The organism is Methylosinus sp. LW3, from assembly GCF_000527115.1.
GTDB lineage: Bacteria > Pseudomonadota > Alphaproteobacteria > Rhizobiales > Beijerinckiaceae > Methylosinus.
Genome location: NZ_AZUO01000001.1, coordinates 2,306,446 through 2,329,460 on the forward strand (window position 1 = coordinate 2,306,446; position 23,015 = coordinate 2,329,460).

19 protein-coding genes and 2 tRNA genes are annotated in these 23,015 nt (G+C 64.3%); 13 read left to right on the top strand and 8 right to left on the bottom strand.

All coding sequences use genetic code 11. From position 1 onward, the window contains the following. Positions 1 to 2: 2 nt before the first annotated feature. The 3 genes from METLW3_RS0111700 (at position 3) to METLW3_RS0111720 (ending at position 2,518) form a co-directional block, all read left to right on the top strand. A complete protein-coding gene (locus tag METLW3_RS0111700; protein WP_134188097.1) occupies positions 3 to 596 on the top strand; it encodes a hypothetical protein in 594 nt (197 codons plus the stop codon). Positions 597 to 716: 120 nt separating this feature from the next. Beyond that, positions 717 to 935: a DUF465 domain-containing protein gene (locus METLW3_RS0111705; RefSeq protein WP_024880099.1), complete on the top strand. Its 219-nt coding sequence runs from the start codon at positions 717 to 719 to the stop codon at positions 933 to 935. Positions 936 to 1,339: 404 nt separating this feature from the next. Continuing rightward, positions 1,340 to 2,518 carry a PepSY-associated TM helix domain-containing protein gene (locus METLW3_RS0111720; protein WP_245267320.1) on the top strand — a complete coding sequence of 393 codons (1,179 nt, stop codon included), beginning with the start codon at positions 1,340 to 1,342 and terminating at the stop codon, positions 2,516 to 2,518. A 1-nt stretch (position 2,519) separates the two neighbouring features. Here the strand turns inward: METLW3_RS0111720 and METLW3_RS0111725 are convergent, their stop codons facing one another. Continuing rightward, a complete protein-coding gene (locus tag METLW3_RS0111725; RefSeq protein WP_024880101.1) occupies positions 2,520 to 3,089 on the bottom strand; it encodes a hypothetical protein in 570 nt (189 codons plus the stop codon). 38 nt (positions 3,090 to 3,127) lie between these two features. After that, positions 3,128 to 3,535, bottom strand: coding sequence for a copper resistance CopC family protein (locus tag METLW3_RS0111730; RefSeq protein WP_024880102.1), 408 nt, complete (start codon positions 3,533 to 3,535; stop codon positions 3,128 to 3,130). A 237-nt stretch (positions 3,536 to 3,772) separates the two neighbouring features. Between METLW3_RS0111730 and METLW3_RS0111735 the strand changes: the two genes are divergently transcribed. Together METLW3_RS0111735 and METLW3_RS25485 are read left to right on the top strand one after the other, a co-directional pair. Further along, the gene (locus METLW3_RS0111735; protein WP_245267322.1) at positions 3,773 to 4,912 is read left to right on the top strand and encodes a HupE/UreJ family protein; all 1,140 of its coding nucleotides are present in this window, start codon (positions 3,773 to 3,775) and stop codon (positions 4,910 to 4,912) included. Positions 4,913 to 5,079: 167 nt separating this feature from the next. Beyond that, on the top strand, positions 5,080 to 6,384 hold the full coding sequence (locus tag METLW3_RS25485) for a glycosyltransferase family 2 protein (protein ID WP_024880104.1): 1,305 nt from the start codon (positions 5,080 to 5,082) through the stop codon (positions 6,382 to 6,384). A 232-nt stretch (positions 6,385 to 6,616) separates the two neighbouring features. On the opposite strand, the gene METLW3_RS0111745 is transcribed toward METLW3_RS25485, so the two are convergent. Next, positions 6,617 to 6,692, bottom strand: a tRNA-Glu gene (locus tag METLW3_RS0111745). A 156-nt stretch (positions 6,693 to 6,848) separates the two neighbouring features. Between METLW3_RS0111745 and METLW3_RS0111750 the strand changes: the two genes are divergently transcribed. After that, positions 6,849 to 8,699 (top strand): ABC-F family ATP-binding cassette domain-containing protein, encoded by a 1,851-nt coding sequence (locus METLW3_RS0111750; protein ID WP_024880105.1) that lies wholly within the window; start codon positions 6,849 to 6,851, stop codon positions 8,697 to 8,699. A gap of 113 nt (positions 8,700 to 8,812) precedes the next feature. Here the strand turns inward: METLW3_RS0111750 and METLW3_RS0111755 are convergent, their stop codons facing one another. Next, positions 8,813 to 9,139 carry a GNAT family N-acetyltransferase gene (locus METLW3_RS0111755; protein WP_024880106.1) on the bottom strand — a complete coding sequence of 109 codons (327 nt, stop codon included), beginning with the start codon at positions 9,137 to 9,139 and terminating at the stop codon, positions 8,813 to 8,815. Between the two features lie 235 nt (positions 9,140 to 9,374). On the opposite strand from METLW3_RS0111755, the gene METLW3_RS0111760 reads away from it, so the two are divergent. Together METLW3_RS0111760 and METLW3_RS0111765 are read left to right on the top strand one after the other, a co-directional pair. Continuing rightward, a complete protein-coding gene (locus tag METLW3_RS0111760; RefSeq protein ID WP_051465411.1) occupies positions 9,375 to 10,676 on the top strand; it encodes a lipoprotein-releasing ABC transporter permease subunit in 1,302 nt (433 codons plus the stop codon). Between the two features lie 5 nt (positions 10,677 to 10,681). After that, entirely contained in the window at positions 10,682 to 11,359 is a 678-nt protein-coding gene (locus tag METLW3_RS0111765; RefSeq protein WP_036290929.1) for an ABC transporter ATP-binding protein, read from the top strand. A gap of 49 nt (positions 11,360 to 11,408) precedes the next feature. On the opposite strand, the gene METLW3_RS0111770 is transcribed toward METLW3_RS0111765, so the two are convergent. Then, on the bottom strand, positions 11,409 to 11,978 hold the full coding sequence (locus METLW3_RS0111770; protein ID WP_024880109.1) for a hypothetical protein: 570 nt from the start codon (positions 11,976 to 11,978) through the stop codon (positions 11,409 to 11,411). A gap of 456 nt (positions 11,979 to 12,434) precedes the next feature. Between METLW3_RS0111770 and METLW3_RS0111775 the strand changes: the two genes are divergently transcribed. After that, complete coding sequence (locus tag METLW3_RS0111775) at positions 12,435 to 13,187, top strand: enoyl-CoA hydratase (RefSeq protein WP_024880110.1); 753 nt, start codon at positions 12,435 to 12,437, stop codon at positions 13,185 to 13,187. A 66-nt stretch (positions 13,188 to 13,253) separates the two neighbouring features. On the opposite strand, the gene METLW3_RS0111780 is transcribed toward METLW3_RS0111775, so the two are convergent. From METLW3_RS0111780 to METLW3_RS0111790, 3 genes are all read right to left on the bottom strand, one after another. After that, positions 13,254 to 15,557 carry an EAL domain-containing protein gene (locus METLW3_RS0111780; protein WP_024880111.1) on the bottom strand — a complete coding sequence of 768 codons (2,304 nt, stop codon included), beginning with the start codon at positions 15,555 to 15,557 and terminating at the stop codon, positions 13,254 to 13,256. Between the two features lie 44 nt (positions 15,558 to 15,601). After that, entirely contained in the window at positions 15,602 to 16,501 is a 900-nt protein-coding gene (locus tag METLW3_RS0111785; RefSeq protein ID WP_024880112.1) for a crotonase/enoyl-CoA hydratase family protein, read from the bottom strand. A gap of 270 nt (positions 16,502 to 16,771) precedes the next feature. Further along, complete coding sequence (locus METLW3_RS0111790) at positions 16,772 to 18,127, bottom strand: multicopper oxidase family protein (RefSeq protein WP_036309527.1); 1,356 nt, start codon at positions 18,125 to 18,127, stop codon at positions 16,772 to 16,774. 292 nt (positions 18,128 to 18,419) lie between these two features. Here METLW3_RS0111790 and METLW3_RS0111795 point away from each other — a divergent pair. From METLW3_RS0111795 to METLW3_RS0111810, 4 genes are all read left to right on the top strand, one after another. Then, a tRNA-Leu gene (locus METLW3_RS0111795) sits at positions 18,420 to 18,504 on the top strand. A gap of 76 nt (positions 18,505 to 18,580) precedes the next feature. Further along, positions 18,581 to 19,945 (top strand): trigger factor, encoded by a 1,365-nt coding sequence (tig, locus tag METLW3_RS0111800; protein WP_024880114.1) that lies wholly within the window; start codon positions 18,581 to 18,583, stop codon positions 19,943 to 19,945. A 246-nt stretch (positions 19,946 to 20,191) separates the two neighbouring features. Continuing rightward, positions 20,192 to 20,827: an ATP-dependent Clp protease proteolytic subunit gene (locus METLW3_RS0111805; RefSeq protein ID WP_024880115.1), complete on the top strand. Its 636-nt coding sequence runs from the start codon at positions 20,192 to 20,194 to the stop codon at positions 20,825 to 20,827. A gap of 81 nt (positions 20,828 to 20,908) precedes the next feature. Continuing rightward, the gene (locus tag METLW3_RS0111810) at positions 20,909 to 22,921 is read left to right on the top strand and encodes an acetyl/propionyl/methylcrotonyl-CoA carboxylase subunit alpha (protein ID WP_024880116.1); all 2,013 of its coding nucleotides are present in this window, start codon (positions 20,909 to 20,911) and stop codon (positions 22,919 to 22,921) included. Positions 22,922 to 23,015: the final 94 nt, after the last annotated feature.

Genomic DNA, 23,015 nt, shown 5'->3' on the forward strand with positions numbered 1-23,015 from the left:
AAATGAAGCGCTCGCTATGCGTCTCTCTGTCTCTCGCTCTTTCGAGCGCCGCCGCCGCCAAAAATCTGCTGATCGACAAAATCCCGCCGAGCGGGGCCTGCTTCTTCCGTCGCTATGACGAAGCGCATTTGCGCGCGCATCCCGGCCAGACCGTCGTCTCCGTGCGGCTGTCGCTGCAGCGCGAGCTCGCCTCCACGGCGGAGGACGCGCGCGATTTGCGCATCGAGCTTCGCCACAAGGGCCATGGCAAGGCTTTTTACGTCGTCGGCGGCTGCGCCTGGAGCGAAGAGGCCAATCGCGACGTCGACGGCGCCCGCCTCATCCGCTCGTTCCGCAAGGACGCCGCCGCCCAATGCATGGCGCGCGGCGGCCTCGGCGGCTCGGCCGAGGAAGGCGGCGAATTTCCCATCGATCTCGCCGAGGATGGCGCTTCTGTCACGCTCTACATGGACGAGGGCGTGAGCGGCTGGCGTGGCCCGGACCAGAGGAAGAAGTCCCTCTATCTCGAGCTGACGCGTCAGAACCGCGTCTTCGAGCTGGAGCGCGTGGACCCCGCCGCCTGCGTGGAACTGGACAAGTCGATCGCGGTCGACTGAGACGGAAATTCGCGAGAAGGCGTCGCCGCCTTCTCATTAGGACTTGAAGATGAACATGATGCGAGGCGATAATCCTCGCGTCACGACTCGCCGCCAAGCGGCGCTCGGGCAGGTTGGCGAATGGTTGATGAGCTGAACGAAGCCGAACGCAATGCGATCCGGCTAGAAGTCGAGCGACTGAAGCTCGAGCACAAAGACCTCGAGGATGCGATCGACGCCCTTCTCGCGGTCGGCGCCGTGGACCAGCTGCAAATTCAGCGGCTGAAGAAACGAAAATTGCTGCTGCGCGATCGCGTTGCGTTTCTGGAAGATCAGCTCACGCCCGACATCATCGCCTGATCCGGGCGAAAGCGGCGCGCTATTTCCACATTCTGAGGCCGACCACAACGGCGAGCGAGACAATGGCGACGATCGCGAGGACCGCCACGAGCCTCACGGTTTCCTTGCTATCCTGGGCGCTCCCCATACGGTCCTCCGCCGTTCTTTTTTCAATTTTGGCGAGCCTATGCCTGTCCAAGAGAGATACAATAAGCCGAGATGCGACGGAACAGCGCACAGGTTCCCACTCGGACCGCATTTCCGCCGCCCGGGGCCTCAATCATCCTATATTACACGTTTAGCGCCCGACGGCCAAAGCATCCCAGCGCCTGCACATGAATTTTCCCCTCGGGATCGCCCGCCGCTCCACCGCGTTGACATGAGCGGCGGAAGACGCTCCCTCGCTCGCGGCGGAGAAGCCGAGCATGAGCAACATCTGGCGACCGGAGGCGCGCATCATGGGGCGGAACGAGCGGGGCCGCAAAATATTTCTGTCTGCCCATCGCTACATCGGTCTTTTCGCCGGCGCAGTTTTCGTCCTCATCGGTCTCAGCGGCAGCCTGCTCGCCTTTCGCGAAGACATAGACGAATGGCTGAACGCCCCGCTCATGCGCGTCGAGCCGCCGACGCCGGCCGTCATGCGTCCGCTCGACGAGATTCTCGCCGCGGCGACCGCGGCCATGCCGGCGGAGGGCCGGCCCGAGCGCATCACTTTGCCGCGCCATGCGAATGCGGCGGCGATCATCGGCTATATGGTCGAGACCGACGATCTCGACAGCTCTTTCCATCAGATCTTCGTCGATCCCTATCGGGCCGAAGTGACCGGCGACCGCTTGCTCGCGCATGGCGACGACGTGCTCGCGCAGCCGCTCGTGCAGATCGTCATGGCTTTTCATTGGACGCTGCTGCTCGGCGTCAATAACGCCTATCTCATCGGCAGTCTGGGCATTGTCATCTTCGTCTCGATCATCCTCGGACTCTATCTCTGGCTCCCGCGCAATGGCGATTGGCGGATGGGCCTGACGATCAAATGGAGCGCGAGCCGCGAGCGCATCGTCTATGACGCGCATCGCAGCGTCGGCGCCTATTTCGCCATTCTACTGCTGGCGACGCTCGCCACCGGAATCGCGATGATCTTCAAGCCGGCGACGCATTCGCTGGCGACGCTGATCTCTCCGGTGCGCCCCGAGCCGGACTTTGGACGATCGACGCCGATCGCCGGCCGCGCGCCGATCGGCCTCGACGAGGCCATCGCCAGCGCGGAAAAAGTTTTCCCGGAGGGACGGCTGCATTGGGTTCTGCTGCCGAGCGGCGACGATGGCGTTTATGTCATCGGCAAGCAGTCGGAAAGCGAGCCCAACCGCACCAAGACATTCCGCAATGTCGGCGTCGATCGCTACAGCGGCCGCGTGCTGCAGACACAGGACCGCGATGATTTCACCGCCGGCGAGAAGCTGCTGGAATGGCTGTTCCCGCTGCATTGCGGCGAGGCCTTCGGCGTTCCCGGCCGCGCGCTGGTCGCGCTGACGGGGCTCGCGCCGCTTATCCTCTATGTGAGCGGGTTCCTGCGATGGCGGCAGAAGCGCCGCGCTCGGCGCAAGTGAATCATTGGCCGACGGAGATCGGCATGGCGATCCTGTCCTCCTCGCTCTTGCCTTCGCCGAAAGCGAGCTCGAGGAGATATTTTCCCTTGTGATCGACAGAGGATTCCAAAGTCACGAAGCCGGCCGGATGCGGCTTGGACGGGACGGAGGTCAAAAGCTCGAGCCCGCCTTTGGCGTCGCTCTTGTAGAAGGCGAGCGCGACCGATTGGCTCCGCACGTCCTTCTCCATCAGCGTGACGGAGAAGATCACCTTGCCGGTGCCCGGCACACGATCGCAATATTCGTCATATTTGCTGAGATCGGTGGTCGGGCCGCCGGCGCTCTTGTCCGAATCCCCGAGGAAATAGGTCGTCAGCCGCGCCGAATAGAAATCGCTGACCTTGAGGCAATTCGCAATTGTGCGATCACCCGCCTTGACCGCCGGCCGATAGAGATGCGCATCCAGAAAATCATTCCAATAGAGGCTGAAGGACGGCCCCCAGAGCGAATAGGTGAAGGCGCCGACATTGCCGGCGGCGATCACCACGACGGCGAGGAACAACATCAGATTCATCCGGCCGTTGGGATTCATCTCGGCGGCTTCCTTTCCCTTGCTGTGCTCGATCAGCGCTATTGAGGCCGCACCTCGAACTCCCAGGCGCCGCTGACGAGATGGCCGTCGGCCGAAAGCGCGCGGTAGCGGACCGTATATTTGCCGGGGCCGAGCGGATTGACGCCGACCGAGACATGGGCCGGATCGGCGCGATCGATCGCGGCGTCGCGCTTGTCGACCCGCTCGCCGGAGGCGGCGATCACCGCCAGCGCCGCGAAAGCGTCCCTTATGCCGGCGTCGTACCAGACATCGACCTTGCCGATGTTTCCAGGCGCGACGCCATCCTGCGCCGGCGAGGTGCGCACGACGATGGCGTGAGCCCATGCGCGTGGCGAGGCGAAACAGACAGCGAGGCCGAGCAGGAGAAGCGCAGCGCAGCGCAGCGGGACAGCGGTTCGACGAGGAGCGGCGGCGGGAAGGATCATGGGTTCCGTTTTGTCGTGCTTGCGTCGATGCTAAGCGCCCTCTCGGGCGTGAGCAAGGCGCTCGCGCCGCCGGCAATTGTGCGGCGCAACGAGCGCGCCGGCCTGCCTCGGCCCTATCCGCTTCGGCCTTGTCATGGCCGGTCTGATATGCACTATCATCTTATCTTGCATACGTCGCCGTGTCGCGAAGCGTCAAGAGAGTTGTCGAGGGAGACGATGGCGAAGGAAATGATGAGAATGACGCCTTCGCCCTTCGCCCTGCTCTTCGCCATTCTCGTCCTGCTCGGCGGCGCCACGGCCGCGAAGGCGCATACGGCGGATATTTCCAGCAGCCGCATCGTCCCGGAAGGGGGCGGCCGCTATCGCCTGGAGGTCGGCTTCCTCGGCGCCGACATCGAGCGCATGTTCGCCGAAAGCAAGCCGAGCGCCGCCGATGTCGATCTCACCGAGCCCGGCGTCATCGAGGCGATGATCGGCAAATTCATCCAGAGCCGCGTCGCCCTGCGGAACGAGGCCGGCGAATCCTGCCCGAGCGAGATCGCCTCGGTGGGCGCGGACCCCGCCAATCCGCGCGATTCCAAGGTCGCGCTGCGCCTCGATTGCAGCGCCGTCGCGGGACAGATCTTCTACGACCCCTATCGGCTGCTCGAGGCGCAGGGACGCCGCGCGAAGCATCTCGTCGGCATAGGCGAGCGCGACGCCGACGAGCGCCTCACCGAGGCGCAGCGGCTCGGCGCGGAGCCGGCGCCCGGCGAGGTGATGGTCTTCCCCGGCGACGCGCCGATCGATCTCTCCAAGCCGCTGCTCACCCCCTGGCAGCTGGCGCCGAAATTCTTCGCCGCCGGGATCGAGCACATAATGACCGGCTACGATCATTTGTGCTTCCTGATAGCGGTGATGCTGTGGGCGACGCGCGTCTGGCCGGTGGTGAAGCTGGTGACGGCCTTCACCGTCTCGCATTCGGTGACGCTCTCGCTGGCGGCGCTCGGCCTCGTCGATCTGCCGAGCCGCTGGGTGGAGATCGCGATCGCGCTGTCGATCATTTATGTCGCGATCGAGAATTTTTTCACCTGCAAGGTGGAAGGCCGCTGGCGCGACACTTTCGTCTTCGGCTTCATCCACGGATTCGGCTTTGCGAGCGGGCTCATCGAGATCGGCGTGCCGCAGCGCGCGCTCGTGCCGGCGCTGGCGAGCTTCAATCTCGGCGTCGAGGCCGGGCAGATCGGCGTGGTGCTGGTCACGCTGCCGCTGCTCTTGGCCTTCGACCGATTTTTCACTCACGGACTGCGCGATCCGCGCCTCGTGCGCGCCGTCTCCGCCGTGATCGCCTGCTTCGGCGCCTATTGGCTGGTGGAGCGCATCCTCGGCGTCGGCTGAGGCGCCCCTCGACCACTGCGCGCATCAAATCCGAAGCGCACCCTTTTCAATACGGTAATATACGTATATAGCGTTACGTAACGGTTTGCTGTGACAGGGCTTACCGCGACAAAATGCATTCCGCGGGAGCGCGGCCGGTGAAGCGTTTTTAGACAGTAGAGCCGATTATGCTAGAAAATTTCACCCAATTTCGAGAGATCGACGATAATGACGTAAATTTCGTCGAGCCGGATCATGGCCGCGCATTCGGCGGCAGGCTGGCCTATGATCTGCCGCTCGTGAGCGTGATCATCACCAATTACAATTACGGTCGCTTCTTGCTCGCGGCGTTCAATTCGGCGCTCGAGCAAACCTATCCGCGCATCGAATGCATCATCGTCGACGACGCCTCGAATGACGAGAGCGATCTCGTCCTTCGCGACATTCGGCTCCGCCATCCGCAAGTCGAGATCATCGCGCATGCCGAAAATCTCGGTCAAACGGCCGCCTTCCGTACCGGCTTCGCCGCGAGCTCCGGCGAATATGTGGTGTTTCTCGACGCCGACGACATGCTCCTCCCGAATTTCGTGGAGACGCATATCTTCGTGCATTTCTCGCTGCGGACGGCGGTCGGCTTCACCTCCGCGGATATGCTGCAATCCACCAATAACGGCGTCGTCCGAACCTCCTGGAGCGCTTTCGGCGAATTCGTCGCGTCGGGACGTGGGCTACGCAAGGAGCGCCTGCGTCCCATCCATCTTTGCGGCGATCTCTGGCCTTTTGCGCGCGCGCCGCTGGACGATGTGGGCTCCCGCGTGCATTTCATCGACGCGCATGAGTGGGGAGACTGGGTCTATGCGCCGACCTCCGGCAATTGCTTCCGGCGCGACGCGCTGAGCCTGCTGCTCGGCGGAAGCTGCTCTATGCAGCTGCGGCTCCATGGCGACACTTATCTCAACAAGGGCGTGCGGCTACTCAGCGGCGTCGCGCTCATCGACGTCCCGCTGACCATCTATCGCATTCACGGCGCAAATGGATTCGCCGGCCACGCCGAGCTCTGCGGAGTTCACAACGCCGATCCGACGAAGGCGTTCAAGGCGGAATATTTCGCCTGGCGCGCGGTCGTCGATCGGCTGATCGACGATGTCGGCGAGCTGGCCGGCCGCCTCGGCGTGGACCGCTATGTCAGCGCGCTGCTGTGCCTGCAGAAATCCCACGTCGCGCACCCGGGCTTCCGGGAATATGAGAACCTCTCGCGCTATATCGAGACGAGATTGACAGCGCAGGCCGACACAATTCGCGCCTGCCTCGGCGCGGACGGATTCGCGGAACTGTCGAGACGTGTGACGCGCGCCCGCAAGCGGCAGATCGGCGCGAAGAGACGCGCCCCGCGCGCCTGGGTGAGACCCATGGCGGAGCTTTGTCTGACCTTCGGACGCTTGCTCGATCTTCCGAGGCTGAGAAAGATCGGCGATCAGCTCTGGCATTTCTGAGGAGCGCATCGCCGAGAGCGGAATATCGACGCGCGAGCCCCGGCGCCCACGCTTGCATCACAGGGCCGACCCGCCTAATCTGTAAGCAAGCCGAAGGTTTCCCGGAACTGGACGCAACAGCGAGACGCCCCGACGCCGGATGTAAGCGCGGGGCGTTTTTCATTTCTCACGGGCGCGGAATAATCGTCGAGCCGCATCGAGCGCTGCAATTGTCTTGTCGATAAGTGCTCACTGGCGCGCCCAACGGGAATCGAACCCGTGTTTTCGCCGTGAAAGGGCGACGTCCTAGGCCTCTAGACGATGGGCGCGGGCTGCGCCGTCCAGAGGGCGGCGCGAAGCGGGCGCAGATATAGAGGGCTGCGCTCGGGCTGACAAGCGTCAAGAAGGCCTCCTCACAAGCTGCGCGCAAGGCTTCGGCGGCGCCGACGTTGCACATCGCCGGCAAAGGTCCTAGAGGCGAGGCCATGCTTTCCATTGACGATCTCACTTACAGGCTCGGCGAGAGGCTGCTCTTCGACAAGGCCTCGGTCTTCGTGCCGCCGCGGACGCGCGCGGGCTTCGTCGGCCGCAACGGCGCCGGCAAGACGACGCTCTTCCGAATCATCTGCGGCGAGATCGCCGGCGAGACCGGAACCATCTCCCTCCCCGCCAAGCTGAAGATAGGGCGCGTCGAGCAGGAGGCCCCGGGTGGGCCGACGGCGCTGGTCGATTTCGTGCTCGCCGCTGACATAGAGCGCGCCGATCTGCTGGAGCGCGCCGAGACCGAGACCGACCCGCATGAGATCGCCGAAATCCAGACGCGCCTCGTCGACATAGACGCCCATGCGGCGCCGGCGCGGGCGGCGGCGATTCTCTCCGGCCTCGGCTTCGACGCCGAGGCGCAGCGGCGCCCGCTCTCGGAATTTTCGGGCGGCTGGCGCATGCGCGTCGCCCTCGCCGCCGTGCTGTTCTCGCAGCCGGAGCTGCTGCTGCTCGACGAGCCGACCAATTATCTCGATCTCGAAGGCACGCTCTGGCTCGTCGATTATCTCGCGCATTATCCGGCCAATGTCGTCGTCATCAGCCATGACCGCGATCTGCTGGACGCGGTGGCGACGCATATTCTGCATCTCGAGCGCGGCAAGCTGACGATCTACAAGGGCAATTACAGCTCCTTCGAGGCGCAGCGGCTGGAGGCGCGCGCGCTCGCCGCCAAGGCAGGCAAAAAGCAGGAGGATCGCCGCCGCGAGCTGCAGGCCTTCGTCGATCGCTTCCGCTACAAGGCGACCAAAGCGCGTCAGGCGCAGTCGCGTCTCAAAATGCTGGAGAAGCTGGGGCCGGTCACGGCGGTCGTCGACGACGAGGTGCTGCCGATCTATCTGCCGTCGCCGGAAAAGCCGCTGTCGCCGCCGATTATCGCTTTCGAGAATGTGAGCGTCGGCTATGGCGAGCGCACCGTGCTGTCGCGCCTGTCGCTCAGCCTCTCCAATGACGATCGCATCGGATTGCTGGGCTCCAACGGAAATGGCAAATCGACCTTCGCCAAGCTGCTGGCTGGGCGGCTCGAGCCCAAGAGCGGCAATATGGTGCGCGCGGCCAAGCTGGAGGCGGGATTTTTCGCTCAGCATCAGGTCGACGATCTCAACGAAAAGGACTCGCCCTACTCCGTCTTCGCCGCGCTGATGCCCGGCGCGCCAGAGGCGCGCATTCGCACGCGGGCCGCGCAGACCGGCTTTTCCGGCGCACGGGCGGACACGAAGGTGGAGCGCCTCTCCGGCGGCGAGAAGGCGCGGCTGATGCTCGGCGTCGCCTCCTTCTACGGGCCGCATCTGCTCATTCTCGACGAGCCGACCAATCATCTCGACATCGACAGCCGCGCCGCGCTGGTCGAGGCGATCAACGCCCATGAGGGCGCGATCGTGCTCGTCTCGCATGATCGCTATTTGCTGGAGGCCTGCGCCGATCGCCTGTGGCTCGTCGAAGGCGGCACGGTGAAGGCCTTCGACGGCGATGTCGACGAATATGCGCGCTATGTTCTGGCGCGCGCCAATGACGACGCCCGCGAGCAGCGCAAGGAGGAGGAGCCGCGCGAGGCACCTCGCCCGGTCAAAGGCAAGCGCGACGCCGGCCAGGCGCGCCGCAAGCTGGCGGCGGCGGAAGAGCGCATGAAAAAGCTCGCCGAGCTATTGGCGCGCGTCGACGCCGCGCTCGCCGATCCGAGCGCCTTTTCCCGCAATCCGCAGGAGGCCAACCGCCTCGCCCAGCAGCGCGCCGATCTCGCCTCGGCGCTCGCCGAGGCGGAAGATCAATGGCTCTCGCTCTCGGAAGAGGAGTAGCGCGTTTCCAGCCGAAGTGGACGCCGGTTCGGCGTTGGGAAACGCGTCGAAGCAAGAGCATAGAATCTTTCTGTGTTTCAATGAAACACAGAAAGATTCTAGAGCCCTGCGCTCTAGGCCGATTTGCGCAGCACGAGATCGGCGAATTCCTGGTGGCGCGCGATATAATCGGCCACGAAGGAGCATTCCGGAACGACCTTCAGCCCACGCGCCCGCGCCCATTGCAGCGCGCCGCGGATCAGCTCCGAGCCGGCGCCTTTGCCGCGCAGCGCCGGCGGAGTCTCGGTATGGGTGAAGACGATGGCGCCGGGCGCCATGCGGTAATAGGCGACGGCCGTTCCGTCTTCGAGATCGAGCTCGAAACGATCGAGCTCGACATTGTCATGCACGGCGCCATGCGCCTTGCGCGGGGCGCTCTTCAGCTGGGCGATCGAACTCATTTCTCGTCTCCTCGATTGCCCACCGCCGATGTCGAGGTGGTGAATGCAGTGCAGCAAATTAAGGGCCAGACGTTAATTTTTCTGGCCTCGGCAGGCTCGGCTCTAGCCCCGCTGTCGGTTTTCCGCCATGCGGGCGACGGCCCGCGTCTTCGCCTTCGATTCGCCTCTCTCACATGGGAAACGCCCATTTCTGTGGCGCGCTTGAAAGGCTCGAGCGGATGGGCACAATGCCGAAATGAGCGAATCTACTTTGTCTACCGTGGTCGAGACCGAGCCGCCGCCGCGCTTGCGCGCCTTCGCGCCCTTCGAATGGATGGTCGCCTTCCGCTATGTGCGGGCGCGGCGCGCCAATGGCTTCGTCTCGGTGATCGCCGGCTTCTCCTTTCTCGGCATCATGCTGGGTGTGGCGACGCTTATCGTCGTCATGTCGGTGATGAACGGCTTTCACCGCGAGCTGATGGACAAGATCGTCGGCATCGACGGCCACGCTTTCGTCCAGGCGGCCGAGCGGCCGCTGAACGATTGGGCCGAGGTCACGGCGCGGCTGCAGCGCCTGCCGGGCGTCAAGCTCGTCGCCCCCATGGTGGAGGGCGCGGCCGGCGTCTCCTCCCCCTATGGGCAGTCGGGCGCGCTGGTGCGCGGCATACGCGAGCAGGACATTCTGCGTCTGCCGGGCCTCGCCGGCAATGTGAAGGACGGGACCTTCCAGGGCTTCGACAGCGCCGGCGGCGTCGCCATCGGCCAGCGCCTCGCCGAGACGCTCGGCGTGCGCGTCGGCGACAATATCAGCATTCTCATCGCCAAGGGCGCATCGACGCCTTTCGGCGTGGCGCCGCGCATAAAAGCCTATCCGGTGACGGCGATCTTCCAGATCGGCATGTCGGAATATGACCGCGTCTTCGTCTACATGCCCTTCGCCGAATCGCAATTGTTCTTCAATCACGAGAATGAGGCGACGGTGATCGAGGTCTTTCTCGACGCGCCGGACGCCGTGGACAAGTTCCGCGCCGACATAGACGCCAATATCGATCGACCGATGATGCTCACCGATTGGCGGCAGCGCAACAAGACCTTCTTCGACACGCTGCAGGTCGAGAGCAATGTGATGTTCATCATATTGACGCTGATCGTGCTGGTGGCGGCGCTCAACATCATCTCCGGCCTCACCATGCTGGTGAAGGACAAATCCTCCGACATCGCCATTCTGCGCACGATGGGCGCGACGCGCGGCGCGGTGCTGCGCATCTTCCTCATCATCGGCGCCTCCATCGGCGTCGTCGGCGACATCGCGGGCTTTCTGCTGGGACTGACGCTCGCCAAAAATCTCGACGCGATCCGGCTGCTGCTCAACAAGCTCATGCACGCCAATCTGTTTCCGGCGGAGCTTTATTTTCTGTCGCGCCTGCCCTCTATCGTCGAGCCGCGCGAGGTGGCGCTCGTCGTCGTCATGACGCTCGTGCTCGCCATTCTCGCCTCCATCTATCCAGCCTGGAAAGCGGCGAGCCTCGATCCGATCGACGCCCTGCGCCACGAGTGAGGCCCATGACAGTTCTCGAGCTTTCCGGCGTCGCCCGCCATTATCGCGAAGGCGATGGGCGGCTGGACATATTGATGGGAGCCGATCTCGCGCTTTCTCCCGGCGAGATGGTGGCGCTGATCGCGCCTTCTGGCGCCGGCAAATCCACTCTGCTCCATATCGCCGGCCTGCTGGAGCGCGCCGATGACGGCGAGGTGCTCATCGCCGGGCTGGCGACCTCCGACATGAGCGATAATGAGCGCACCAGCCTGCGCCGCTCGACGATCGGCTTCGTCTATCAGTTCCACCATCTGCTGCCGGAGTTCACCGCGCTCGAGAATGTGGCGCTGCCGCAGGCGATCAACGGGCTGGATCGCCGCGAGGCGGAGCGGCGCGCTGCGGAATTGCTGGACTATCTGCGGCTCGGCGAGCGCGCGGGGCATTTGCCCTCGCAGCTATCGGGCGGCGAGCAGCAGCGCGTCGCCATCGCCCGCGCGGTCGCCAATGCGCCGCATGTTCTGCTCGCCGACGAGCCGACGGGCAATCTCGATCCGCGCACCGCGCAGCATGTCTTCGCGACCTTGATGACGCTGGCGCGCAATACCGGCCTCGCCGCGCTGGTGGCGACGCATAATCTCGACCTCGCCGATCAGATGGACCGCCGCGTCACGCTCAGCGACGGCCGTCTCGTCGAGCTCGTCTGAAGCGTTCCGGCCGGACACTCGCCCGGCCGGAGCATTGGCGACCGAAAGATCAGGCCGCCTTCTTTTTCTTGTCGAGGAAGCTGTTCTTATACCAGAGGCCGAAGCCGACGAGGCCGAGCGCGGCGAAGAACACGGCGATGATAGTGTTCTTGTCCTCTGTGGTGCCGACAGCGAAGGGAAAGCGCGAAACATATTCGCGTCCATCGTCGGCCTTGGCCTTCACCAAGCCGATGAAATTGCCCTTCTTGGTGAAATTATATTCGAAATTGAGCGTGCCGGTGCGGTATTTCTTCGGCGGCAGATAGACTTCCGTATTCTGCTCGAGATTCTCGTTGTCGTCCGCCTGGCCGACATTGCGCAGAATGCGGATCTCCAGCGCCATGTCGCGCAGCTCGTCCTGCACGGCGTCCAGCACGATGATGGTCGGGCCGACATCGGGAATGTCGTCGCAGAAGACCTCGCGCGACTTCAGCGGCTGATAGCCGGTGAAGTTCATCGTGTCGGGGCCGATCTTCATGATGCACTGGCCGGTGTCGGAGCTCACGCCGCCATGCGCATGGGCCTCGCCGACCAGTCCGGCCGTCGCCATGGCAAGAGCGACCAGAAGTCGAAGATTCATCTTTTCTCTCCCTATCCATGTTCTCGCCGCTTCTCATGAGCGGCTGCAGCACTCTCGCCGACCGTGGCGTCGATGACCGCGATGCGACTCGGCCCCCCCGGCCGATGGTCGCTCCCGGCTTTTAGCACACACTCCCATCGAGATAGGGACGAAGTTTTCGCTCGGAAACGAGCCGGCGCGGAAATGCCGCGGCCCCGCCGCCCGCGGCGCCGCCGCCCGAGCCTCTCCAGCATGTGCTTTGCCGCCGGGCTCCGCACTTTCGGGCAGTGCTTCCATAATTTTAAAATCCGCCAGCGGCAAAAAGTCGCAACCTGCCCAGTCGGCGCGAATCAGGAAACTACGTACGTAAATTTTGCTCTCGGCTATTAACCATGAGCGAAGACGCGGCCGAAATTTCTTTAAAAATTTAAGTAACTCGGTAAGAATTGCGAAACCATTCGAGATAGGAGACGAAACATGAATGCGGTAGTTTCGAAGAACGACATCACGTCCGCTGTCGCCGCCGAGACTTATGTTTCCCCTTCCGACTTTTCGGATCCGCTGGATTTCATCCGTCAGCGCTCGTCGCTGGAGATCCATCGTATGGACGAGCTGGATACGATCTTGGTGAGCAAGCTCGGCTGCGGTTTCGATCGCGACAGCATCGACGGCCTGACCTTGTTGCTGCGCAAAATTTCCGAAGGCCATCTGCCCGGTCTCAAATATCTGGTTTTCGACTTTGCGCACTGTGACGATTCCACGGCCGTCGCCGCGGAAGGCTTCGACGAGCTGGCGTCGGCGACCGCGCGGCTCATCCTCGATGCGCCGGTAATATCGATCGCATGGGCCAGGACCTATCTGAACGGAGCGGATCTGGACTTCGCCCTCTCCTGCTCGATGATGGTGGCCGACCGTTACGCGCGCTTCTCCTTCGAGGCCGATCTCGCTTCGGCGGTCGGCGTCTATGGGGCGCTGGCGCAGAAGCTCGGCTTCGTGAAGGCGGAGCGGCTGATGGAGAATGGCGAGATTCTCACCGCCGAGCAGATGCATGACCTCTGCCTCGTCAAGCATATCGTCGAGAATGGCGAAGGCCTGCTGGGCGCGGAGAGCTATGTGCGGCAATGCGGGCGCCGCTACAACGCCTCCTACAGCATGTTCCGCGCGCAGCGCATCAGCGCCCCGCCGGTGCGCCGGGTGGAGACGACGACCGCCGCGAGCCGGCGGGGCTGACGCAGGATTTGTGGCGAGACGCGATTTCGGCCGGCGCCCGCTGAAGGTGGGCGCCGGGCGCTTCCGTCAGGCGACGACCTTCAGCTTGCCGCCGCGCGCGACGCCGGAAAAGATCTGCGTCAGCTCCGCCTGCGGCTTGGCCATGCTGAACAGAAAGCCCTGCATCAGATGCACATTCTTGGCGAGCAGCAGCGCGCGCTGCTCATGCGTCTCGACGCCCTCCGCGACGAGATCTATGCCGAGTTCGGCGGTCAGCAGCGAGACCGCGCCGACGATCGCCTGCGTCTTGCTGGAGACGCTGAGCTCCGACACGAAGCTGCGATCGAGCTTCACCTTGTCGACCGGAAAACGATTTAGATAGCCGAGGCTGCTGAAGCCGGTTCCGAAATCGTCGAGCGACAGGCGGACGCCGATCGCGCGCAGCCCCGCGATCTTGGCCGCAGCGTCCTCCGTGTCCTGCATGAGCGTGGATTCGGTGATCTCGATCTCGAGCCGGCTCGGCGCCAGCCCGGCGGCGTCGAGCGCGTTGCGGACGCGCTCGATCATGTCCGGCTGCTGAAACTGCCGCGAGGAGAAATTGACCGCGACCCGCGCCGCCGAGGGCCACAGATGCGCGTCGCGACAGGCGCGGCGCAGCACCCATTCGCCGAGCTCGACGATCATCCCCGTCTCTTCGGCGATCGGGATGAAGGAGGAAGGCGGCACATAGCCCAATTGCGGATGGCGCCAGCGCGTCAGCGCCTCGCAGGTAGAAATGGATTGATCGCGCGCGTCGTAGATGGGCTGGTAATGAACCTCGAGCGCCTCGGTCCTGAGCGCCTCGCGCAGCTCGCGCTCGATGCGCCGCTTGCTGACCAGCGCATCCTCCATCGACGTCTCGAACCATATGGCCTGCCGTCGTCCGGCGGCCTTGGAATGATACATTGCGAGATCGCCGCATTTCAGCAGCCCCTCGACGGAAACGGCGTCCCGCGGCGCGATGCAGAGGCCGACGCTGGCGCCGATGACGATCGTATGCCCCTCGACGACATAGGGACGGCCGATCGCCTCTATGACGCGGCGCGCCAGCGCGTCGGCCGGCGGCGTCTCGATCGTCGGATGCATGAGGATGCAGAACTCATCGCCGCCGAAGCGCGCCACCATGTCGACCGAGCGCACGCATTCGCGCAGACGTTCGGCGACCGCGCAGAGGAGCCGGTCGCCGATCGTATGTCCGAGCGTGTCATTGACCTCCTTGAACTGATCGAGATCGATGCACAAAAGCGCGAGACTGAGCCCGCGCTTGCGAATATGCCGCAGATCGCGCTCCAGCCGCTGCTGGAACTGGAAGCGATTGGCGAGACTGGTCAAAGTGTCGAAATGCGCGATTCGCTCGATCTCGCGCGCCGCGCGTCTCTGCTCGGTCACATCCTCGACGACGGTGACGAAGGCGCCGTTGTCGGCCGGCTCGCAGCGAAAATCGAAGATGCGATCGCCGATCTCGCGAGAGAAGACGCTGGTGCGCGGCAGTGTCGAATGCGATTCCCATTGCTCGGCGAAGGCGCGCCATTCGGACTCGGGCATGTCCGCCTTTTCGGCGATCCGTCGCGCCAGCCCGGCGAGCGTCGACGGCGCGCTGCCCTCGTCTATCTGGAAAAATTCGAGCAGGCGGCGATTGACGACGGTCAGCCTCCCGTCGCAATTGCCCATGCAGAGCCCGTGGCTCATGCTGTTCAGCGCCGATTTGAAGCGGCGGCGCTGCATATTGGCGTCACGGCCGTTGCGCAGCGCGGATTCGAGATTTCCATGCAGGAATATCGTCGTCGAGCGCAACGAGACCATGACGAGGACGAATATGGAGGCGAGGCCCCAATAGCGCAGATCGTCGTGCAGCAGCGCCGCGACCGTCAGCGGCGTGCAGAGACCCAGCATTTGCGCATAGACGATTCTGGGACTTCCGGCGTTGCGTCCGGCGAGCATGCCGACGCCGCTCATCATAATGACGATGCCGTAATAGCCCCCGATCTCGTCATGATGCTCGGAGAAGAGGATCGCGACGCTGAGGCCGACCGCGGTCATGAAGCCGACGCCGCCGATCGCATAGCGAATCTCCCACAGCTGCGCGTCGCCGCGACGAACGTCGACCGGCGTCTTGGTGTGGGCATAGAGCACATAGAGCCGGTAGGCGGCGAAGCAGGCCATGATCGCCGTCAGCACGAGATAGACGTCGTGACGCGTCATCAGCCAGGCGCTCACCGGCGCGATCATCCCACCGACGAGTCCCGCGGCGAACGATCCGGGCGTGCCGAACAGCGTCTCGACGAGATCGCGATGTATCTCCTCGCGGATCTCGCTATTCTCGATGTCGCTCGCATTGACGTTCGACGACATGGAACGGTCTTTCCAGTTCGCTGCCGCCAGAGGGCGCAGCATTGTCACGCCGATCTCGGCCGCTGGCCAGAAAGCCGCCCCTGAGCGGCGACCAGCCTCTCCATATGACGCAAGTCCTGCTCGCCGATCGAAAACGAGCAATCCACCCACAGCTCGACGACACGCAGCAGCTCGTCGTGCGTGATCGGAAAGCAGTCGCGCCGCAGATCGGCGAGCGCGCGCCGCCGCAGCCAACGCTCCTCGCCGCCTTCGCACATCCATTCGAGGGCGGTCTCGCGCAGACGGTCATCGGGAGCCAGCACATCGACGACGCCGAGCTCGTGCATCTTCGATCCCGAATGGGCGGCGCCGGTTGCGATGATTTGCTCCGCGAGCGCCGCACCCAAGCGGCGCTTGAGAAAGGTGACGGCGCCCATTCCGGGGAAAGTATTGAAGGCGACCTCTGGAACGCCGAGCTTGGCGCTCTCCTCGGCAATCAGAAAATCGGTCGCCATGGCGCCCTCGAAGCCTCCGCCGAAGCATTGGCCGCGGACGGTCGAGACAGTGACGAGCGGCAGGCCGAAGGCCGATGTGAGACCATACATCACATCGATGCAGACATGAGCGTAAGTCAGCAGGCTGTCCCTGTCCCGCTTGCGGACCGAGGCCGAAAAGATCGCCAGATCGCCGCCCAGGCTGAACACGCCCGGCTTGTTCGAGTTCATGACGAAATAGCGGATCGGCCAGCGCTCGGCATAGGGCGACTGCGCGAGCGCTTTCAGCGATTCGCGCATCTCGACCGCTTCTAGGAGCATGGCGAGACTATAATGATGCGGAGCGCCGACCTTATAGTTCATCCACACCGAACGGCTCTCGGAGTCATAGGCGACTTCGAGATTCTCGAATTCCCAATCAGGAAACTCATTCGGTTTTCGAAGCTTATGCTCCAAGGCTGCCGTCGCCATGGCCACTCCGGGAGTCGATGCCACAAGTCGATCTCGCAAGTCGATGTCAGTACGCCCCGACTGGAGCCCTCGTCGCAAAACTAGCCCGAAATCGATGCGATTACATACTATTATTCGAGCTCGGTTATCGTAGAGTTACCCGGACCGGCGAGAGGTCGCCTAATGCGGCCCCGCGTGGAGCGGGCCATGTCGTGAAGCGACGCGTCATGCGGATATTGCACGCAGCCGCAGCAGCGCGCAACCGCGGGCCAGGATTCGCTGACGCTATCGTCACTTCACCTCGAACCAAGCGGCGAGGCCGGCGGCCTCGTGCTCGAGAATATCGTCATGCACCGCCCATTTGCCGGGGCTGTCGGCGACGAAGGCGACATGCTTGGTCTTGCCCGGCGGCACGACGACGCCATTGCGCCAATAGGGCTCCCAGCCATCGTCGAGATCATGCAGGAGCCGCACGCAATGGCCGTGGACATGCATGACGGCGACGACATCGGAACGATTGACGAAGCCGAGCGTCACCGGCGCGCCGCGCTTCACCTGGAACAAAGGCGGCCCGCCATAGGCCTTGCTCGGCGCGCCATTGATGCGCCAGGGGGCGCCGGGCGCGGCGGGCGGCTCCAATGTCAGATCGACCTTCTTGGCCGCCTGCAGCTTTATCTCTGTGGGCAGCAGCGGATTTTGCGGCAGCGCCGCTATGGGCGGGCGCGACGCCGCCTTTGCGCCGCGGGTGGTGAAGATCGCCAGCTCGCGGTCGGGCTCGTCCATGCCGCGCAGAATCAGCTTGCCGGCGGCGTTCTCGGCCTGCGGCAGATCGAACAGCAATTCGAATCGCGAGCCGGGCGCCGCGGGAATGGTGCGGCGCACAGGCTCGAAGGCGTCGCAGGGCTGGCTGTCCACAGCCACGACGAAGGGCTGAATATTGTCGAAGCCGACGAACATGATTCGCGCATTGGCGAGATTGGCGAGGCGCAGGCGAATGCGCGCGCCCGGCGCGAAATCGCGTCGCGCCGGCGCCGGGGCGCCGTCCACCGCCACCAGCGTTCCGATGCGCCCTGCCCCGGCGGCTGCGGCGGGAGAGGCGAAATCGCCCTCGATCGCGCCATTCTTGTCCAGCCGCCAATCGTCGAGCACGAGCAGAAGATCGGCGTCGGCCTCCAGCGGCTTGGGCTCGTCGACGACGACGAGGCCCTTCAGCCCGCGGCCGCAGAGCTCCGGCGTCGCCCCGAAAACCGACGGCCGATAGCAGAAGAGACCGGCGTCGACCAATTTGCGGCGATAGTCGAATCGCCCGCCCGGCCCGACCTCCGCCTGGGTCAGCGGCGCGACGCCATCCATGGCGTTGTCGCCGCGCATGCCATGCCAATGGATGGAGAGCGGCTTCTCCAAGCCGTTGGTCAGACCGACCGACAGCTCGTCGCCCTGGGCGAAGCGCAGCAGCGGCCCCGGAGCCTTCCCCTCGAATCCCCAAATCTCGGTCGCATGGGCCGGCTCCGGCAGCAGCCGCGCGGTCCCCTTGCGCGCCGCCAACGTTTTCAGGGCGGCGGCCGGCGGCTCGGCGCGGGCGTCCAGAGAGACGAGGGTCGCGGCGACTCCGCGAACAAAGGCGCGGCGTGAGCAGTTGAACGGCATGATGGCTCCGGTTTCTCCTCGCCGCCGCATATGGCCCGAGCGGAGCCCGGCTTTCAACAGGGCGCGACCCCGCATCCCGCAAGTGACATTTTCTTTAGCGCCGGCGGCGCGTCGTGCTATAGACCCCCCGCCCGAGCCGGCGCGTGGCCGCGTCCGCGCGTCGACGCCGGCATTTCGAAGCCGGCGTTTCGATTGTCGCCGCGACGTTTCGACGCCGGATGGCTCGTGGCTTCGGTCCTTTGGCGTTTCACCCGCGAGCCGGCGGCTCGTCGGGCGTTTGCGCGTCGAGGCGGCGGGCGTGGCGGAACTGGTAGACGCGCCGGATTTAGGTTCCGGTGACGCAAGTCGTGGGGGTTCGACTCCCTCCGCCCGCACCATCCGACGCGCGCCGGCGGCAGAGATTTTTTCCCGGCGTACGCCGGACTGGTCGAGATTCGAGAAGGCGAAAACGACATGCAGGTGACGCAGACCCTGTCGCAGGGCTTGAAACACGAGTTCAAAGTGGTGCTTCCGGCCGGCGACCTCGCCGCCAAGCTCGAGTCGCAGCTCGTCGAGCTGCGCGGCAAGGCGCAGATCAAGGGCTTCCGCCCCGGCAAGGCGCCCCTCTCCTATCTCAAGAAGATCTATGGCAAAGGCATAATGGGCGAGGTCCTGCAGGAGGCCGTCAACGAGGCCAATCGCAAGATCGTCGAGGACAATAGCCTGCGCGTCGCCATGGAGCCCCGCCTCGACTTCCCGACCGATCAGGCCGAGGTCGAGAAGGCGCTCGAGGCCGAGGGCGACTTCTCCTATTCCGTCGCCTTCGAGGTGCTGCCGGCGATCGAGCTCGGCGCTTTCGACGACATCGCCATCGAGCGTCCCATCGCCGAGGTCTCGGAGGAGGAGGTCCAGAAGGCGATCTCCGATCTCGCCGAGCGCATCCGCGAGTTCGAGGCGAAAGAAGGCGCCGCCGCCAAGGGCGACCGCGTCACCATCGACTTCACCGGCAAGCTCGACGGCGAGCCCTTCGAGGGCGGCACGGGCGGCGACGTCGATCTGGTTCTCGGCTCGGGCTCCTTCATCCCCGGCTTCGAGGAGCAGCTCGAGGGCGCGGCCAAGGACGAGCAGCGCGTCGTCAAGGTGAAGTTCCCCGAGGATTACGGCGTGCCGACGCTCGCCGGCCGCGACGCCGAGTTCGACGTGACCGTCAAGGGCGTCTTCGGTCCCAAGGAGTTGCCGATCGACGACGCTTTCGCCAGCAAATACAGCTTCGAATCACTCGCCGAGCTGACCTTCGCCGTGCGCGGCAATCTCGAGGCGGATTACGCCAAGGCCTCGCGCGCCAAGCTGAAGCGCTCGCTGCTCGACGCTCTCGACAAGAAATATAGCTTCGAGCTGCCCGAGGGTCTCGTCGCCCAGGAGTTCGACACGATCTGGAACCAGCTCGAGGCAGAGCGCAAGCGCTCCGGCAAGAGCTTCGAGGACGAGAACACGACGGAAGAGGCGGCGCGCGAGGAATATCGCAAGATCGCCGAGCGCCGCGTGCGTCTCGGCCTGGTGCTGGCCGAGATCGGCCAGGGCGCCGGCGTGACGGTCGAGGACAAGGACGTCACCGATGCGCTGGTCGAGCGCGTGCGCGCCTTCCCCGGCCGCGAGAAGCAGGTTTGGGACTTTTACCGCAATAACCCGCAGGCCCTCGCCCAGATTCGCGCCCCCCTCTATGAGGAGCGGGTCGTCGACCATCTGGTCACCAAGATCAGCGTCACCGACAAGTCCGTGACCAAGGAAGAGCTGCTCGCAGCCGAGGAAGACGACGATCTGGCCCAGCCCGCCGCCTGATCCGGCGCGCCGACCCGGGGCCGATTAAGGGCGGCCCCGGGGTTTCCGCCCGCCCCTTTTGCGGTTTGTGTCTGGACGGCTTGCCGCAATATGCTACCAACGAGCCAAAAGCTGGCTCGTGGCTTTCACTCCATGCGGGGGAAGGACGGCGGGTCGAAGAGGCCGCCGCGGAGCCGGGGAGCATAGAGCCCCGCTGCGTGGCGCATCGGTCGCAGGCCAGTCAAATCTAAAAAAGGCGCAAAACAGATGCGTGATCCGATCGACGTCTACAACCAATATCTGATCCCCCAGGTGATCGAGAACACGAGCCGCGGAGAGCGCGGCTTCGATATCTATTCGCGCTTGCTGCGCGAGCGAATCATCTTTCTGACCGGTCAGGTCGAGGACCATATGGCCTCGGTCATCATCGCCCAGCTCCTGTTTCTCGAGGCCGAGAATCCGAAGCGCGAGATTTTTCTCTACATCAACTCGCCGGGCGGCGTCGTGACCTCCGGTCTCGCGATCTACGACACGATGCAATACATCAAGCCCAAGGTGGCGACGCTCTGCATCGGCCAGGCGGCGTCCATGGGCTCGCTGCTGCTCTGCGCCGGCGAGGCCGGCAACCGCATCGCTCTGCCCAACGCCCGCATCATGGTCCATCAGCCTTCGGGCGGCTTCCAGGGCCAGGCCTCGGATATCCTCCGCCATGCGGAGGATATTATGAAGATCAAGCGGCGTCTCAACGAAATCTACGTCAAGCACACCGGCCGGGACTATGACACGATCGACAAGACGCTCGATCGCGATCACTTCATGTCCGCGGAGGAGGCCAAGGAATTCGGCATCGTCGACCGGGTGGAGGTCAGCCATGCCGACGATTCGACCGAGGCCAAGGCCTGACGCAGATCAAATCCCGGCGCGCCCGCTTTTCTCGCTGGTCGAGAATGGCAGGCGCGCCGTTCCGCATGTATCGGGGCGCGCATGTTTCGTAAAATCCTGATCGCCAATCGTGGCGAGATCGCTTGCCGCATCATCAAGACCGCTCGCCGCATGGGCATAAAGACGGTCGCAGTCTATTCCGACGCCGACGCAGACGCGCTTCATGTCGAAATGGCCGACGAGGCCATTCATCTCGGCCCGCCCCCTGCTGCGCAATCCTATTTGCTGATCGACAAGATCGTCGCGGCCTGCAAGGAGACCGGCGCCGAGGCCGTGCATCCGGGCTATGGCTTTCTCTCCGAGCGCGCCGCCTTCGCCAAGGCGCTGGCCGAGGCCGGAATCGTCTTCATCGGCCCCAATCCCCGCGCGATCGAGGCGATGGGCGACAAGATCGAGTCGAAGAAATTCGCCTCCGCCGCCAAGGTGAGTGTCGTTCCCGGCTATCTCGGCGTCATCCAGGACGGCGAAGAGGCGGTCCGCATCGCCAATGAGATCGGCTATCCGGTGATGCTGAAGGCCTCCGCCGGCGGCGGCGGCAAGGGCATGCGCGTCGCCTTCAAGGCCGAGGAAGTGGTCGAGGGCTTCAACCGCGCCCGTTCCGAGGCCGCCTCCTCCTTCGGCGACGACCGCGTCTTCATCGAGAAATTCATCGTCAACCCGCGCCATATCGAGATTCAGGTGCTGGGCGACAAGCATGGCAATGTGATCCACCTCAACGAACGCGAGTGCTCCATTCAGCGCCGCAATCAGAAGGTGATAGAGGAAGCCCCCTCGCCGCTTCTCGACGAGGAGACCCGCGCCGCCATGGGCGCGCAGGCCGTCGCCCTCGCCAAGGCGGTGGATTACGATTCCGCCGGCACGGTGGAGTTTGTCGCCGGCCAGGACAAGAGCTTCTACTTCCTCGAGATGAACACCCGCCTGCAGGTGGAGCATCCGGTCACCGAGCTCATCACCGGCATCGATCTCGTCGAGCAGATGATTCGCGTCGCCGCCGGCGAGCCTTTGTCGCTGCGCCAGGAGAAGGTGACGATCAACGGCTGGGCGGTGGAGAGCCGCATCTACGCCGAGGATCCGACCCGCAACTTCCTGCCCTCCATCGGCCGTCTGGTGAAATACCGCCCGCCGGAGGAGAAGCGCGAGGGTGCGATCACCGTCCGCAATGACACGGGCGTCGCCGAGGGCCGCGAGATTTCGATCCATTACGATCCGATGATCGCCAAGCTCGTCACCCATGGCCCCGACCGCCTCGCCGCGATCGACGCCCAGGGCAGCGCGCTGGATCGCTTCGTGATCGACGGCATTCGCCACAACATCCCCTTCCTCGCCTCGCTGATGCAGCATGAGCGTTGGCGTTCCGGCCAGCTCTCCACCGGCTTCATCGCGGAGGAATATGCGGGCGGTTTCGCCGCCCCGCAGCCGGATGGCGAGGTCGCCCATGTGCTGGCGACGGTGGCCGCGCTGGTCGATCACATCGGCAACGAACGCAAGCGATTGATCAGCGGCCAGCTCGGCCATGGCCGGCCGTTCGAGTTCGAGCGCGAGCGCGTCTGCTCGCTCGGCGAGCTGTCGTTCCACGTCTCGCTGGACACGCAGGGCGAGGCGCTGATCGTCCATTTCGAAGAGGAGGACGGCCGCACGCGCCGCATCTCCTCGCATTGGCGGCCGGGCGATCCCGTCTTCGAGGGGACCATAGACGGCGCCTCCATCTATGTGCAGATTCGGCCGATCCTCAACGGCTTCCAGCTCTCGCACCAGGGCGTGGCGGTGGACGCGCGCGTCTTCACCAAGCGCGAGGCCGAGCTCAACGCGCTGATGCCGAAGAAGAAGAATGTCGGCGTCTCCAAGCATCTGCTGTGCCCCATGCCCGGCCTCGTCAAGACAGTCGACGTCGTCGAGGGCCAGGAGGTGAAGGCCGGCGAGCCGCTCTGCATGGTGGAAGCCATGAAGATGGAGAATGTGCTGCGCGCCGAGCGCGACGTGACGATCAAGAAGATCGCCGCCAAGCCGGGCGACAGCCTCGCCGTCGATGCGGTGATCATGGAGTTCGCCGAGTAACGGCCAAGCCAAAGTATTGAGAAGATTTAAGAGCCCGGCGAATCCGCCGGGCTTTTTTCATGGTCGATCAACGCGCCGCCTCTACCGTCCGCTC

Bases quoted from the DNA above. Each gene is read 5' to 3' on its own strand.
- METLW3_RS0111735 (WP_245267322.1), top strand. From the start codon at position 3,773: ATGACGCCTTCGCCCTTCGCCCTGCTCTTCGCCATTCTCGTCCTGCTC.
- METLW3_RS0111770 (WP_024880109.1), bottom strand. From the start codon at position 11,978: ATGAATCTTCGACTTCTGGTCGCTCTTGCCATGGCGACGGCCGGACTG.
- METLW3_RS0111805 (WP_024880115.1), top strand. From the start codon at position 20,192: ATGCGTGATCCGATCGACGTCTACAACCAATATCTGATCCCCCAGGTG.
- METLW3_RS0111775 (WP_024880110.1), top strand. From the start codon at position 12,435: ATGAATGCGGTAGTTTCGAAGAACGACATCACGTCCGCTGTCGCCGCC.
- METLW3_RS0111790 (WP_036309527.1), bottom strand. From the start codon at position 18,127: ATGCCGTTCAACTGCTCACGCCGCGCCTTTGTTCGCGGAGTCGCCGCG.
- tig (WP_024880114.1), top strand. From the start codon at position 18,581: ATGCAGGTGACGCAGACCCTGTCGCAGGGCTTGAAACACGAGTTCAAA.
- METLW3_RS0111760 (WP_051465411.1), top strand. From the start codon at position 9,375: ATGAGCGAATCTACTTTGTCTACCGTGGTCGAGACCGAGCCGCCGCCG.
- METLW3_RS0111730 (WP_024880102.1), bottom strand. From the start codon at position 3,535: ATGATCCTTCCCGCCGCCGCTCCTCGTCGAACCGCTGTCCCGCTGCGC.
- METLW3_RS0111810 (WP_024880116.1), top strand. From the start codon at position 20,909: ATGTTTCGTAAAATCCTGATCGCCAATCGTGGCGAGATCGCTTGCCGC.
- METLW3_RS0111780 (WP_024880111.1), bottom strand. From the start codon at position 15,557: ATGTCGTCGAACGTCAATGCGAGCGACATCGAGAATAGCGAGATCCGC.
- METLW3_RS0111785 (WP_024880112.1), bottom strand. From the start codon at position 16,501: ATGGCGACGGCAGCCTTGGAGCATAAGCTTCGAAAACCGAATGAGTTT.
- METLW3_RS0111720 (WP_245267320.1), top strand. From the start codon at position 1,340: ATGAGCAACATCTGGCGACCGGAGGCGCGCATCATGGGGCGGAACGAG.
- METLW3_RS0111700 (WP_134188097.1), top strand. From the start codon at position 3: ATGAAGCGCTCGCTATGCGTCTCTCTGTCTCTCGCTCTTTCGAGCGCC.
- METLW3_RS0111705 (WP_024880099.1), top strand. From the start codon at position 717: ATGGTTGATGAGCTGAACGAAGCCGAACGCAATGCGATCCGGCTAGAA.
- METLW3_RS0111750 (WP_024880105.1), top strand. From the start codon at position 6,849: ATGCTTTCCATTGACGATCTCACTTACAGGCTCGGCGAGAGGCTGCTC.
- METLW3_RS0111755 (WP_024880106.1), bottom strand. From the start codon at position 9,139: ATGAGTTCGATCGCCCAGCTGAAGAGCGCCCCGCGCAAGGCGCATGGC.
- METLW3_RS0111725 (WP_024880101.1), bottom strand. From the start codon at position 3,089: ATGAATCCCAACGGCCGGATGAATCTGATGTTGTTCCTCGCCGTCGTG.
- METLW3_RS25485 (WP_024880104.1), top strand. From the start codon at position 5,080: ATGCTAGAAAATTTCACCCAATTTCGAGAGATCGACGATAATGACGTA.
- METLW3_RS0111765 (WP_036290929.1), top strand. From the start codon at position 10,682: ATGACAGTTCTCGAGCTTTCCGGCGTCGCCCGCCATTATCGCGAAGGC.